The 13,237-nt window shown below is 44.6% G+C and carries 8 protein-coding genes and 1 pseudogene; 6 read left to right on the top strand and 3 right to left on the bottom strand.

Translation table 11 applies throughout. The annotated features are described in order from the left end of the window. A pseudogene (locus HU824_RS19505) lies at nucleotides 1-182 on the bottom strand (transposase); the annotation flags it as partial. Between the two features lie 512 nt (nucleotides 183-694). Here HU824_RS19505 and HU824_RS07720 point away from each other — a divergent pair. From HU824_RS07720 to HU824_RS07710, 3 genes are all read left to right on the top strand, one after another. Continuing rightward, the gene (locus tag HU824_RS07720) at nucleotides 695-1,543 is read left to right on the top strand and encodes a hypothetical protein (protein ID WP_176468543.1); all 849 of its coding nucleotides are present in this window, start codon (nucleotides 695-697) and stop codon (nucleotides 1,541-1,543) included. Nucleotides 1,544-1,955: 412 nt separating this feature from the next. Beyond that, complete coding sequence (locus HU824_RS07715; RefSeq protein WP_136008921.1) at nucleotides 1,956-5,297, top strand: TonB-dependent receptor; 3,342 nt, start codon at nucleotides 1,956-1,958, stop codon at nucleotides 5,295-5,297. Nucleotides 5,298-5,316: 19 nt separating this feature from the next. Further along, a complete protein-coding gene (locus tag HU824_RS07710; protein ID WP_136008922.1) occupies nucleotides 5,317-7,215 on the top strand; it encodes a RagB/SusD family nutrient uptake outer membrane protein in 1,899 nt (632 codons plus the stop codon). A 77-nt stretch (nucleotides 7,216-7,292) separates the two neighbouring features. Here the strand turns inward: HU824_RS07710 and HU824_RS07705 are convergent, their stop codons facing one another. Next, nucleotides 7,293-8,300: an aspartate-semialdehyde dehydrogenase gene (locus tag HU824_RS07705; protein ID WP_176468542.1), complete on the bottom strand. Its 1,008-nt coding sequence runs from the start codon at nucleotides 8,298-8,300 to the stop codon at nucleotides 7,293-7,295. A gap of 154 nt (nucleotides 8,301-8,454) precedes the next feature. Between HU824_RS07705 and HU824_RS07700 the strand changes: the two genes are divergently transcribed. From HU824_RS07700 to HU824_RS07690, 3 genes are all read left to right on the top strand, one after another. After that, nucleotides 8,455-10,584, top strand: coding sequence for a cation:proton antiporter (locus HU824_RS07700; RefSeq protein WP_136008924.1), 2,130 nt, complete (start codon nucleotides 8,455-8,457; stop codon nucleotides 10,582-10,584). A gap of 1 nt (nucleotide 10,585) precedes the next feature. Then, nucleotides 10,586-11,296, top strand: a complete 711-nt coding sequence (locus tag HU824_RS07695; protein ID WP_176468541.1) for a ThiF family adenylyltransferase — start codon at nucleotides 10,586-10,588, stop codon at nucleotides 11,294-11,296. 64 nt (nucleotides 11,297-11,360) lie between these two features. Further along, nucleotides 11,361-12,020, top strand: coding sequence for an ABC transporter ATP-binding protein (locus tag HU824_RS07690; protein WP_176468540.1), 660 nt, complete (start codon nucleotides 11,361-11,363; stop codon nucleotides 12,018-12,020). Nucleotides 12,021-12,282: 262 nt separating this feature from the next. Here the strand turns inward: HU824_RS07690 and HU824_RS07685 are convergent, their stop codons facing one another. After that, the gene (locus HU824_RS07685) at nucleotides 12,283-13,233 is read right to left on the bottom strand and encodes a helix-hairpin-helix domain-containing protein (protein ID WP_176468539.1); all 951 of its coding nucleotides are present in this window, start codon (nucleotides 13,231-13,233) and stop codon (nucleotides 12,283-12,285) included. Nucleotides 13,234-13,237: the final 4 nt, after the last annotated feature.

The following is a 13,237-nucleotide window of genomic DNA, read 5'->3' as shown; positions in this document are numbered from 1 at the left end:
CGTTGTTCCGAGCTGTCTGAGTAACGTCCCATTTGGGTGAAATTAATCTTTCTTGGTAGTACCATATACAAAATCATGAGTTGAATGAATGCAGTTTTAAAACTTTTGCGTAACTTCGCTGAACAACTTTTCAAAGCATCGGTTACGATTTCCTCATATTGGTCAAGTGCTGTTTTGTTCATTGCTTTAATGTGTGGTAGGATACCATTAAAGATAATGAAAATCAGCCACTTGGCCTATTTTATTATACTAAATATTATTTACTAACTCATTTGTTTTCAACGGATCAACTGTAATTTTAACGAAGTATTATAATTAAATACTTCTTAAATTTAGGGTAAGGGTAATAAGGACCGAATAGTGAGACTATTCAACTTGCAGGATTGTTTCTTTTTCCATAGGCATTTTCTCTTTTTAAAGGTTTATAACTTTATATTATCTCTTGTTTTTCTATTTGTTTGCCAAGTCCAGACGGAACTTGGAATTCAGTCAGATAGTATCTTATTATTAGTCTGTTATCGTCTTGTTTTGACTAAAACGCGGTTGCGTTGGAAAAGTAGGAATACTTTGTTGGATGATTGAGGATATGAGCAAAAGGGGGATGTATGGCCAGTAAAATGATTTTTTCTTGAAATAGCCTTGGAAAGATTAAAAAAAGCTATATATTTGTATTCAATTCTAAAACTAACTACCTATGAAACTAATTGCAGAAAGTGGTTCTACGAGAACAGAATGGGCGCTGGTTGAAGATAATCGTCTGATACAGCGAGCCTTCACGGAGGGCTTAAATCCTTTCTTTCAAACGAGAAGAGAGATTAGCCGAAGTGTGCGGTTAGGATTACCCGAGCATTTTTTCAAAAGGAAATTGGAACAAGTCTATTATTATGGTGCCGGATGTACTTCTTATGAAAAGAAAAATGTATTGGGAGCTTCATTGGTAGCACAATTCAAAACTCCAATTCAGGTAGAGAGTGATTTGCTGGCAGCTGCACGTGGCTTGTTCAAATGCGAGGCAGGCATCGCCTGTATCTTGGGAACCGGCTCGAACTCATGCTTTTATGACGGGAAAATCATTGTAAAGAATGTCAAAGCGGGAGGCTATATCTTAGGAGATGAAGGCAGTGGCGCTGTATTGGGCAAAATGTTTTTGTCTGATGTACTGAAAGGTTTGGCTCCTAAAGATGTAACGGCGGATTTCTTTGAGAAGTTCCGTATAAGCTCGAATGAGGTTATGGAATCTGTGTATAACCGCCCGTTCCCCAATCGCTTTTTGTCTACTATATCTTATTTTCTGGCAGATTATACCAATGATGACTATGTATTTGAGCTGATTACCGGTAATCTAAGAAATTTCTTTACTCGTAATGTCTGCCAATATGACTACAAAAATTATCCTATTCGTTTTGTGGGCTCACTGGCTTACAGCTACGCGGCCATTTTGCGGGAAGTTGCCCGTGAATTTGACATCGAACTGGAAATCATTGAAGAAACACCAATGAATGGCCTGATTGAATTCCATTCTTTAAATATAGAAGAACCTTAAATTTTATATATGATAAGGTATATAACTTCCTTTTTGCAAATGTATAAATATAAATCTAAATAAATGCAAATGAATATTCTTGATACCAAATAATAATGTACCTTTGTTAGGACGAAATGAATGAATCATTTCTCACCTTTGTTAATAACGAGTTTTTTATCTCTTAAAACAACCAATAGAGCTAAGTAATTAACAAGATTTTAGCCTTGCATATATATAACTAAGTTCCGTCTGAACTTGGTAAATAAATAGAAAAGAAGAGAGATAATATAAAGTTATGAACCTTTAAATAAAGAAGATGCCTATGAGAGATTAAAGAAACCTTTGGAAATAGTCTCACTATTCCGAACCATATGATTCCCTTACCCTAATTTTGAAAAACTTGTTTAATTAACAAAATCATCAATCACTTATGAATGAAGATCGTAAAAGACGAGGACTTGCTAATGGTAAGTTCCTTACGGCGGTGGCAATCTGTGCTCTGTTTTTAGGCAGTGGCAACGTGATGGCTACACAAACTGCATCTGGCGACTCGCAAGGAGTACAAGAACAGATGCAATCTATCTCTGTGACTGTCACAGTGGTAGATACAAAAGGTGAACCTGTTATTGGTGCCAATGTCATTGAGAAAGGTACGACCAATGGTGGTATCACGGATTTGGATGGAGTTTCCAAATTAAATGTGAAGCCCGGTGCTATTCTGCAAGTATCATTTGTGGGATATACTACTCAAGAAGTCAAGGCAACTTCGGTAATGAAGGTTGTTTTGAAAGATGATACGGAATTGTTGGATGAAGTTGTCGTAGTAGGTTATGGTGCACAGAAAAAGGTGAACCTGACCGGTGCGGTGGCTAATGTAGATGTGAACAAAACAATCGATAGCCGTCCTATCACGGATATAGGCCGTGCCTTGCAGGGGGCTGTGCCGGGATTGACCATTACTACCAACTCCGGTGAGATAGGTGGTGCGCCTACTATCAAGATTCGTGGTAGTATCGGTTCTCCGAATGGTGACTCCAAACCGTTGATTCTGGTAGATAATGTGGAAGTAACGGATATTTCTATGGTGAATCCGGACGATATTGAAAGTATATCTGTATTGAAGGATGCTGCTTCTGCTTCTATTTACGGTGCCCGTGGTGCATTTGGCGTATTGCTGATTACCACAAAATCAAGAAGTAAACATGAACGTCTCTCTGTAAAATATACCAATAACTTTGCATGGCGTACGCCGACCAAGACACCCGAACAACTTCCGGGATGGCAGCAGGCTGATATTAACTTGCAAGGTGTAATCAATCAGACTAAGGGGTCTACCGCATTTTATAACGTAGTGGGTAATATGCGTGTGGATGCTACACATGTGCAGAAAATGAAGGATTACTGGGACAAATATGGCTATGGTGACCAGTTTGGCCGTGAGATGGAATTGGGTCGTGACTTTGAGTTCCGCGATGGCGGTATGTTCTTTATCCGTACTTGGGACTGGTATGATGAATACATTAAGGACTGGGCTCCGCAGCAGAACCATAGCCTTTCTATCAACGGTGGCAATGGAAAGACTAATTACAATATCGCTTTGGGATATCTGAGCCAGGATGGTATGATGAAAGTCAATTCGGACAACTATAAGCGTTACAATGCCAATATCTCTTTGAACTCTGAATTGAACAAATATGTGTCTATCCGTACAGGTGTCATGTTCACCCGTTCTGACTACGATAAGCCATTCAACTATAACAGTGATCTTTACGACCCGATGTACTATCTGTATCGTTGGCAGCCGATGATGCCTTACGGTACTTTTGAAGGCAAGGAGTTCCGTAACGCCTTGACCGAACAGAAAAGTGCTCCTATTACCACAAAAGAACGTGAGTATCTGCGTTTGACAGGTGGTGCAACTATCAAGCCTATCAAAGATTTAACACTGGATATAGATGTTGCTTATAGCAGCGTGGAAAATCGCTATAAGAAGTATGGTACACCGAGCTTGACCAGTGGTTATGAAATCTTCACTGCCCGTCCGTCTGTTGAGGCATTACGTGATTCTTATGGCAGTTATCTATCTGCTGCTACTTATGATTATGTATATCAGGAAACCGGACGCACGGAGAATCTGACAGCCAACTTCGTGGCAACTTATGCCAAACGCTGGGGAGATCATGATTTTAAGGCGATGGCAGGTTCCAGCCTTGAAAAGAGCGAATATGAATATTACTGGGCGCAACGCAAAGGTCTGCTCGACCCCGCAAAACCGGAATTGAATCTGGCTACAGGTGACCAGACTACAAGCTCCTCGCATACTTGGTGGTCTGTAGCAGGCTTCTTCGGACGTCTTAATTATTCTTATAAAGACCGATATATGTTGGAACTGAACGGCCGTTATGACGGTTCCTCCCGTTTCCCCTCTGGGAATCGTTTCGGTTTCTTCCCATCCATGTCTGCCGGTTACCGTATTTCTGAAGAACCGTTCATGCAGTCACTGAAGCCTTATCTGAGTACGTTGAAGATTCGCGGCTCTTGGGGTATGATTGGTAACCAGGATGTAGGTACCGACCGTTATATCTCCACTCTGTCCACTTCTGTAGACAGTTGGATTATCGATGGAAAGAAAGTACAGTCAACACAAAAACCGACTATTGTGTCTTCAACCCTTACTTGGGAGAAGGTTACTACACTTGACCTTGGCTTGGATGCCCGTTTCTTCAATGATGCGTTGGGAGTAACGTTTGATTGGTATAACCGTACTACCAGTGATATTTTGACTACTGCCAACCTGCCTGCCACATTGGGTGCTGACGCTCCATATGAAAATATGGGTACTATTCAGACCAAAGGATGGGAACTTGCCATTGACTATCGCCATACCTTCAAGAATGGTCTGCACTTTGGCGTGACGGCTTCTGTTGCCGATGACAAGACTGAAGTAACCAAGTGGACGTATAATACAAAGATTCCTTCTTATGGAGCTACCGGATGGTGGGATAAGAGTGCTTATAAAGAAGGTATGGTTTTGGGAGATATCTGGGGCTTGCAGTTCGACCGTTTCCTGACGGAAGATGACTTTAATGCTGACGGTTCTTTGAAAGCCGGTTTGCCCGACCAGACTAAAGTATTCCCTGCCGGTTATCAATTTGCTCCCGGTGATGTGCTTTATAAAGACCTCGACAACAACGGTGAAATCGTAAAACAGACCAATACAAATGACAGGGGTGACCTTAGTGTTATAGGTAACGCCCTGCCGCGTTTACAGTTTGGTTTGAATTTGGATGCTGCTTGGAAAGGCTTTGATATAAGCATGTTCTTCCAGGGGGTAGCCAAGAGAAAACTTTGGGCGGCAGGTAACCAGGTATTGCCAGGCTTTACTACCGGTGAACCCTTCTACAAAGGTGCTGAGGATTATTGGACTCCCGAAAACACAGATGCTTTCTATCCCCGTCCGATGGATTACAAGCAGTCTGCTTCGGGTAACTATAGCGTGAATGACCGCTATTTGCTGAATATGGCTTATCTGCGTCTGAAGACGTTTACTGTGGGATATTCTCTTCCTAAGGTTTGGTTGAGCAAATTCAAGGTGCAAGGTTTGCGTGTTTATTTCACCGGTGAAAACCTTTTCACCATCGACGGTGTGAAACCTGCTATCGATCCGGAAATAGGAATACGTACGGCCAGTGGTAAGAGTGACCAGCGTAACTTTGGCCGTAGCTATCCATACCAGAAGACAGTGTCGTTCGGTATTCAGCTTAGTTTATAATCTAATAGTAATTGCAGTTATGAAAAAGAAAAATTTATTATACATCGTTTGTGCGTTGGCAATGGGCTCGCTCTGCGGTTGCGACGATTTTTTGAATAAAGACCCGCAGGACAAGCAGACCAATGACACTTATTGGCAGACTGAAACTTCTTTGCGTACTTATGCGCAAGACTTCTATTCTTCCTACTTTACAGGATATGGTACCGACTATACTGTTTTTGCCGGTTATTTCTCTGGAGATGACTATACGGATGATTTTATCAATCTGAATAATGCAAATACAAACGGTTCAGGATATATTTATTTCTCCACTTCTGCCACTACGGACTGGAATAGCCAGACAGGAACTTGGTCGGGCAATTATAGTGTTATTTATAAAGCCAATGTCATGCTTGAGAAGATTCCCGGAATGAATATTTCGGACGAAGCCAAGAAACACTGGGAAGGTGTTGCACGCTATTTCCGTGCAATGGCTTATAGTACGCTGGCAAAGTATTATGGCGGTGTTCCTTACTACGATAAGGTGACAGACCCGGCAGACCCGGCCCTTTATAAAGACCGTGATTCTTATTTGTATGTAGCGCAGAAGATACAAGAGGATTTTCAGTATGCATTGGATAATGTACGTACGGATGATACGAAGCGCCAAGTCAACAAATATGTGGTTGGTGCGTATATGTCACGCGAAATGCTGTATCATGCCACATGGCTGAAGTATCACGGTACTACTGTAGGTCCTACTTCAGAGAAAGTGGCGGATGGTGATATTAAGAATTTACTGCAAGGAGCCATTAATGGTGCGGAGGTAGTGATGAACTCTGGTATCTATTCAATAGGCAATACCTATAATGCTTTGTTTACTACGGACGATTTGGCTAACAATCCGGAAGTTATCTGGTATCGTGAATATACAAGCGGTTTGCAGTGTAATGCTTTGATGTCCTACAATGGCCCGGAAGATCAGACTCAGGGTGGTGTTACGCAAGATGTAATCAACACTTATCTTTGCAGTGACGGTTTGCCGATAGGTCAGTCTCCGCTGTATCAAGGTAAGGAAGATCCGAGTATTCAGAAGTCATTTCAAGATCGTGACCCGCGTTTGTATCAAACTATTGCCGATAGTCTCCGTATCATGAGCGCCATGGGTACAAATTATACCGAAGGTACATCACCAACGGGATATCCTACCAAAAAGTTCCTGAACGACGAGTGGTGGGTGGCTGGTCTGGATTACTGTACCGGTAGATTAAGTCCGGCTGATGCTCCGTGTATCCGCTATGCGGAAGTGTTGCTGAACTATGTAGAAGCACGTTATGAGATTGCTCAAGTGGGGGGTAACGGTTTCTCGCAGAGCGACCTTGACAAATCTATCAATGAACTCCGTGACCGTCAGCTGACGAAGTGGGGAGATACTGAAGCCAAGACAATGCCGAAAGTTCAACTGAATGGCGGTAACTTGAGTGTGAATGGAGTTGTTATCAATGACCCTGCCCGTGACCCTGATGTCAATCCGGTTTTGTGGGAAATCCGTCGTGAGCGTCGTATTGAGTTGATTATGGAAGGCCGTCGTGGTGAGGACCTCCGTCGTTGGGCCAAGTTTGAATACTTAAACTCAGAAGATGCAAATGGTTATCCTACCATGTCTTTCCTGGGTGCTTATGTCAATATGGCCGATTATCCGGAAATATCTTCAAAAGATGATTCCGGCAAGAGAGTGCTCTATCTGTTCGACCCGGAGAATCCCGGTAATGTAGAAACTGAAAAAGGGTATATTTATTATCTTCGTGAAAAAGAACTTCGTATATTCAAGGCTGGTGAATTGAATTCGGAACGCTACTATTTGCGTGCCATACCGGCTGCACAGTTGACTATTTATGAGAATAAAGGTCAGGTGTTGACTCAGAACCCAGGTTGGTAATATTATGAAGTAGATTATAAAAATAAGGGATGTCCTCACAAAACGAGGACATCCCTTATTTTTTATTCATTGTTCTCTTACAGTGCCTTTTCCTTAATCAGGTATTCTGCAATCTGTACCGCATTCAGTGCAGCGCCTTTTTTGATTTGGTCACCTACAATCCAGAATGTCAATCCGTTCTCGTTGCTGAGGTCCTTGCGGATACGGCCTACGTAAACCGGGTCTTTGCCGGCGAGGAACAACGGCATGGGGTATTCTTTTTCTGCCGGATTGTCCATCAGAATCAAGCCTTCGCCGTTGGCAAATGCTTCGCGGGCTTCTTCTATGGAGATGGGGCGCTCGGTCTCTACCCAGATACTTTCGGAGTGGGAACGGAGGGCAGGAACACGTACACAAGTAGCACTGACTTTTACGTCAGAGTGCATAATCTTGCGTGTCTCGTTGTACATCTTCATTTCCTCTTTGGTATAGCCGTTTTCGGTGAATACGTCGATTTGCGGAATGAGGTTGAATGCCAGCTGGTAAGCGAATTTCTCAACGGTTACGGGTTCGCCTGCCAATACCTGGCGGTATTGCTCGTACAACTCGTCCATGGCAGCAGCGCCGGCACCACTGGCAGCCTGATAGGTAGAAACATGCACGGTCTTTATATGGGAAAGCTGTTCGATGGCTTTCAGTGCCACTACCATTTGGATAGTAGTACAGTTAGGGTTGGCGATGATGCCGCGCGGACGGTCTTTGGCGTCAGCAGCATTTACTTCGGGTACTACCAAAGGCACATCGGCATCCATACGATAAGCGCTGGAATTGTCAATCATCACTGCTCCGTACTTGGTAATGGTTTCGGCAAACTCTTTGGAGGTGCCTGCGCCTGCGGAAGTGAAAGCGATATCAACCCCTTTGAAGTCATCATTGTGTTGCAAGAGTTTCACCTCGATCTGTTTACCGCGGAAGGTATATTTGGTTCCGGCACTGCGTTTAGAACCGAACAATACTAACTCGTCCAACGGGAAATTTCTTTCATCGAGCCCTCGCAGGAACTCTTGTCCCACGGCTCCGCTTGCTCCAACAATAGCTACTTTCATTTTTCTTTTGTTTTAAATTAAGTTTATAAAAAAGTGAAATACTATCTCTAAAAAGATAGAATTGGTCGCAAATTTATAACAAAATGCTGTATAACACCGCATAAAGTGAAAAGTTTTTCGTTATTTTGCATGCAAAACCTAAAACTTACAGCCTATGAACTGGTTTGACTTCAGCTTGAAACTTCCCATCACCGACCCTACATGGATATTCCTCCTTGTACTCCTCATTATATTGTTTGCTCCCATATTGTTGAATAAGCTTCGTATTCCGCACATTATCGGAATGATACTGGCGGGGCTTGTCATCGGGGAGCATGGTTTCAATATTTTGGTGCGTGACAGCAGTTTTGAACTTTTCGGCAAAGTAGGCTTGTATTACATCATGTTCCTTGCCGGTCTGGAAATGAATATGGGAGACTTCAAACAGAACCGGGGCAAAGCTCTTGTTTTGGGGCTCTTGGCTTTTATTGTGCCCATAGGCATAGGTTTGGTAACGAATATAGCTTTGTTGAAGTACGGGGTGCTGACCTCTGTCCTGCTGGCAAGTATGTATGCGTCGCATACGCTGGTGGCTTATCCCATCGTGATTCGTTACGGTGTGTCGCGGCATCGTAGTGTGAGCATTGCGGTGGGAGGAACGGCGGTTACGGATACACTCACTTTGCTGGTTCTGGCCGTTGTGGGTGGTATGTTCAAGGGAGAGTCGGACGGCTTCTTCTGGGTATGGCTTGTCATAAAGGTTATCTTCCTGGGTATTTTGATTGTATATCTGTTTCCACGCATAGGTCGTTGGTTCTTTCGGAGGTACGATGACAACGTAATGCAGTTCATATTCGTGCTTGCCATGGTTTTTCTCGGAGCCGGATTGATGGAGTTTGTGGGGATGGAGGGTATCCTGGGTGCTTTCCTGGCAGGTTTGGTATTGAACCGGCTGATTCCGCATGTCTCTCCGCTGATGAACCATCTGGAGTTTGTGGGCAACGCCTTGTTTATTCCCTATTTCCTGATAGGTGTGGGCATGCTGATTGATGTGCACGTGATTTTCGGTCATGGCGATGCTCTGAAAGTAGCGGCTGTAATGATTGTGGTGGCATTGGCTGGTAAATGGATTGCCTGCTGGCTGACGCAGAAAATATATAAGATGGAAGGGATTGAACGGGAGTTGATGTACGGATTGAGCAATGCACAGGCAGCGGCAACGCTGGCGGCTGTGTTGGTGGGATACAACATCATTCTGCCTGGTGGGGAACGCTTGCTGAATGATGATGTATTAAACGGTACCGTTCTGCTGATTCTTGTAACTTGCATCGTCAGTTCGTTTATTACGGAACGTGCCGCACGGAAGATTGCCATGGAGGAAGCCCATCTGGAAGCAAGTCGTTCCGTGGAGCCGGAGAAGATTCTGATTCCGATAGCCAACCCCGATACGATTGAAGACTTGATAAATCTTTCTTTGGTGATACGCGACCCGAAGCAACGGGATAATCTGTTGGCACTGAATGTCATCAACGACGATAGCAGTTCTGAAAGTGCTGAACTGCGCGGGAAACGCTATCTGGAAAAGGCTGCCATGATAACGGCCTCGGCAGATGTACCGTTGAGGCAAATTACACGTTATGACTTGAATATCGCTTCCGGAATTATCCATGCGGCAAAAGAATATGCAGCGACCGATGTCATTATAGGTCTGCACCGTAAAGTCAATATCGTGGACTCCTTCTTCGGTATGCTGACGGAGAATCTGCTGAAAGGCTTGCATCGCGAGGTGATGGTTTCCAAGTTCCTGATGCCCATTAACACAATCAGGCGGGTGATTGTGGCGGTACCTCCGAAAGCCGAGTATGAGGCGGGATTCCTGAAATGGGTGGAACATTTTTGCCGGTTGGGGAGTACTTTGGGTTGCCGGGTGCATTTTTATGCCAATGAAGAGACTACCGCCCATCTTCAAGGGCTGGTGAAAGCCAAATATGGACAGACATTGACAGACTTTTCCCGCCTGGACGATTGGGGGGACTTGCTGATATTGACCGGGCAAGTGAATTTTGACCATCTGTTAGTGATTATCAGTGCCCGTCGGGGCTCCATCTCCTATGACAGCTCCTTCGAGAAGTTGCCGGCACAAATCAGTAAATATTTTGCAAATAATAGTCTGATTGTATTGTATCCGGATCAACTAGGTGAACCGCAGGATGCGGTATCCTTCTCAAATCCGCGTGGCAACAATGAGTCGCAACATTACGAGAAGGTCGGCAAATGGTTTTATAAGTGGTTTAAAAAAAGCTGAAATGGAAGATTGGAAACAACGAACGCAACTCCTGCTGGGAGATGAAAAGATGGAACGGCTACGTAAAGCGCATGTACTTGTCGTAGGACTGGGTGGTGTAGGTGCTTATGCGGCCGAGATGATATGCCGTGCCGGAGTGGGGCGGATGACGATTGTCGATGCTGATACCGTGCAGCCTACGAACATAAACCGTCAGTTGCCGGCTCTGCATTCTACCTTGGGGCAGAAGAAGGCAGAGATATTGGCATCACGTTTCAGGGACATTAATCCGGCTCTGGAATTGAAAGTGTTTCCCATATTCCTGAAAGATGAGAACATACCGGAACTGCTGGATGCAGCGGCTTATGACTTTGTGGTGGATGCCATTGATACGCTTGCTCCAAAATGCCATTTGATAGCGGAAACCATGAGGCGGCATATCAAGATTGTGTCCAGCATGGGGGCGGGAGCAAAGAGTGACATTACGCAAGTGCGCTTTGCCGATATATGGGATACCTATCATTGTGGATTGAGCAAGGCTGTGCGTAAGCGTCTGCAAAAGATGGGCATAAAGCGCAAGCTTCCCGTAGTTTTCAGTACGGAGCAAGCGGACTTGAAGGCGGTGTTGCTGACGGATGATGAGATGAACAAGAAGTCCACCTGTGGAACAGTGAGCTACATGCCCGCAGTTTTTGGCTGCTATTTGGCCGAATATGTAATTAAAAGACTATAGTAATAGCACTTGAAAGAAAACTATCAAATAGTAAATAGTAAATTGTCAAATTGTAAATAGCCTAGTGATTCATTTAGAGAATATAACGAAGAGTTTCGGTAATCTGCAAGTGTTGCGGGGTATTGACCTGGAGATAGAGAAAGGGGAGATTGCCAGTATTGTAGGACCCAGTGGAGCAGGTAAAACTACCTTGCTGCAAATCATGGGTACGTTGGATATGCCGGATGGCGGTTCGGTGGTTATTGACGGCACACAAGTCAACCGTATGAGGGAGAGGGAACTTTCTGCATTTCGCAACCGGCATATCGGTTTTGTGTTCCAGTTCCACCAGCTTCTGCCGGAGTTTACGGCTTTGGAGAATGTAATGATACCGGCCTTTATTGCCGGAAGAGGACAGCAGGAAGCCAAGGAGGCGGCTACGGAAATTCTTGAATTCATGGGGCTTGCCGAACGGGCTTCCCACAAACCGAATGAGTTGTCGGGAGGTGAGAAGCAGCGTGTGGCGGTGGCCCGTGCTCTCATCAATCATCCGGCAGTGGTGCTGGCAGATGAACCTTCCGGCAGCTTGGATACCCATAATAAGGAAGAACTGCACCAGCTCTTTTTTGATTTACGTAACCGTTTCGGACAAACGTTTGTTATCGTAACCCATGATGAAGGACTGGCGCAGCTCACCGACCGGACGATACATCTGATTGACGGGGAAATCAATAAAATGGTCTGAGCCTATTTCCCCGTGCCCATTACTCCCGAGTCATTGTCACTGTTGTTCACCTTTCGCTGTGCTGTCTTGAAACTGCGGCCGAACGAGAAGTAGCAGGGAAAGTTTACCAGGAATATGCGGGAGCTCTCATTTCTTCATATTGATATGATGGTTCTAATCCTTATTGCAGTAGACCTTCCTGCTTTCAAGGCGTTTCTGCTTGTTAAACGAAATGAGTGGTGAAAAGGTTACATCAGACATTGAAGAATGTTGCATGATGCTGTTATTCAAAGCAAACGTAGTGACTGATTTTCTCCAAATCGGTATCGGAGAATTCCTCGTAAAGTGCAAAAGGTTTCAGACTATGAAGGTTGCCTTTCTTCTTTCGGTATTCTACAATGGCCTTTGCTTGGTAGAAGTTGATGTAAGGATGGTTGCGTAGCCTCTCTAGGCTACTACGGTTCAGGTTGATGAGGCGGATGGCCCGGGTGTCGATGGAAAACCAAGACTGCAATTGGCTGGTGTCCAAATGGATTTCTTGTAGTTGCGTGATGTCGTAGAATCCTCCCAGGCGTTGTCGGTAACTGATGATTAGACGGGCAATGCCGCTACCGATGCCTGGTATTTTCTTCAGCTCTGTGGTGTCGGCGCGGTTCAGGTCGACAAGAGTTCCGGCCGGATATTTTTCCGGCGCAATTCGGGAAGTGGCAGCGCTGTCATTGCTTGCAGGAGAGCTGTACAACCGGGCGGTTCTTGTTTCTGTGTCTTCCGGAGTGATGTGGATATAGGGCAGGAGTGTCTGATATTGTTTTTCTGTCATTCCATATATTTTCCGGAAATCTTCTGCCTTACGGAACTTCCCCCCTTTGCTACGGTAGCGGAGTATGTTTCGCGCCATCCATCCGGGCAGTCCCAGTCGACAAAAAGTGACGGAGTCGGCGGTATTGGGATTAAAACGGGCCAGGGAGACAGTTGGAGGGTGCTTTAGGAGAGAAGAATTAAATCTGTTGTCCCATTTTTGTTCCTTTTCTTGTATGGATGCGATGAACGATTCGTATTCTGCCATGGCAGTGGCCTGCCGCCGGATTGCTTCATCGGAGAGGGGGCGGTTTTCTCTTTGGTATATATAAATATACCCGGAGAGAAAGACGAGAATGATGCCGGTAATCAAAACCAGTATTCCGCGTCTTTCTCCTCGGGAGAAATAAAGGAATTCTTTAAAAGGATTCTGCATGATA

This window comes from Bacteroides sp. L10-4, from assembly GCF_013373675.1.
Classification (GTDB): Bacteria; Bacteroidota; Bacteroidia; order Bacteroidales; family Bacteroidaceae; genus Bacteroides; species Bacteroides muris.
This window is presented reverse-complemented; position numbering and strand designations above follow the sequence as displayed.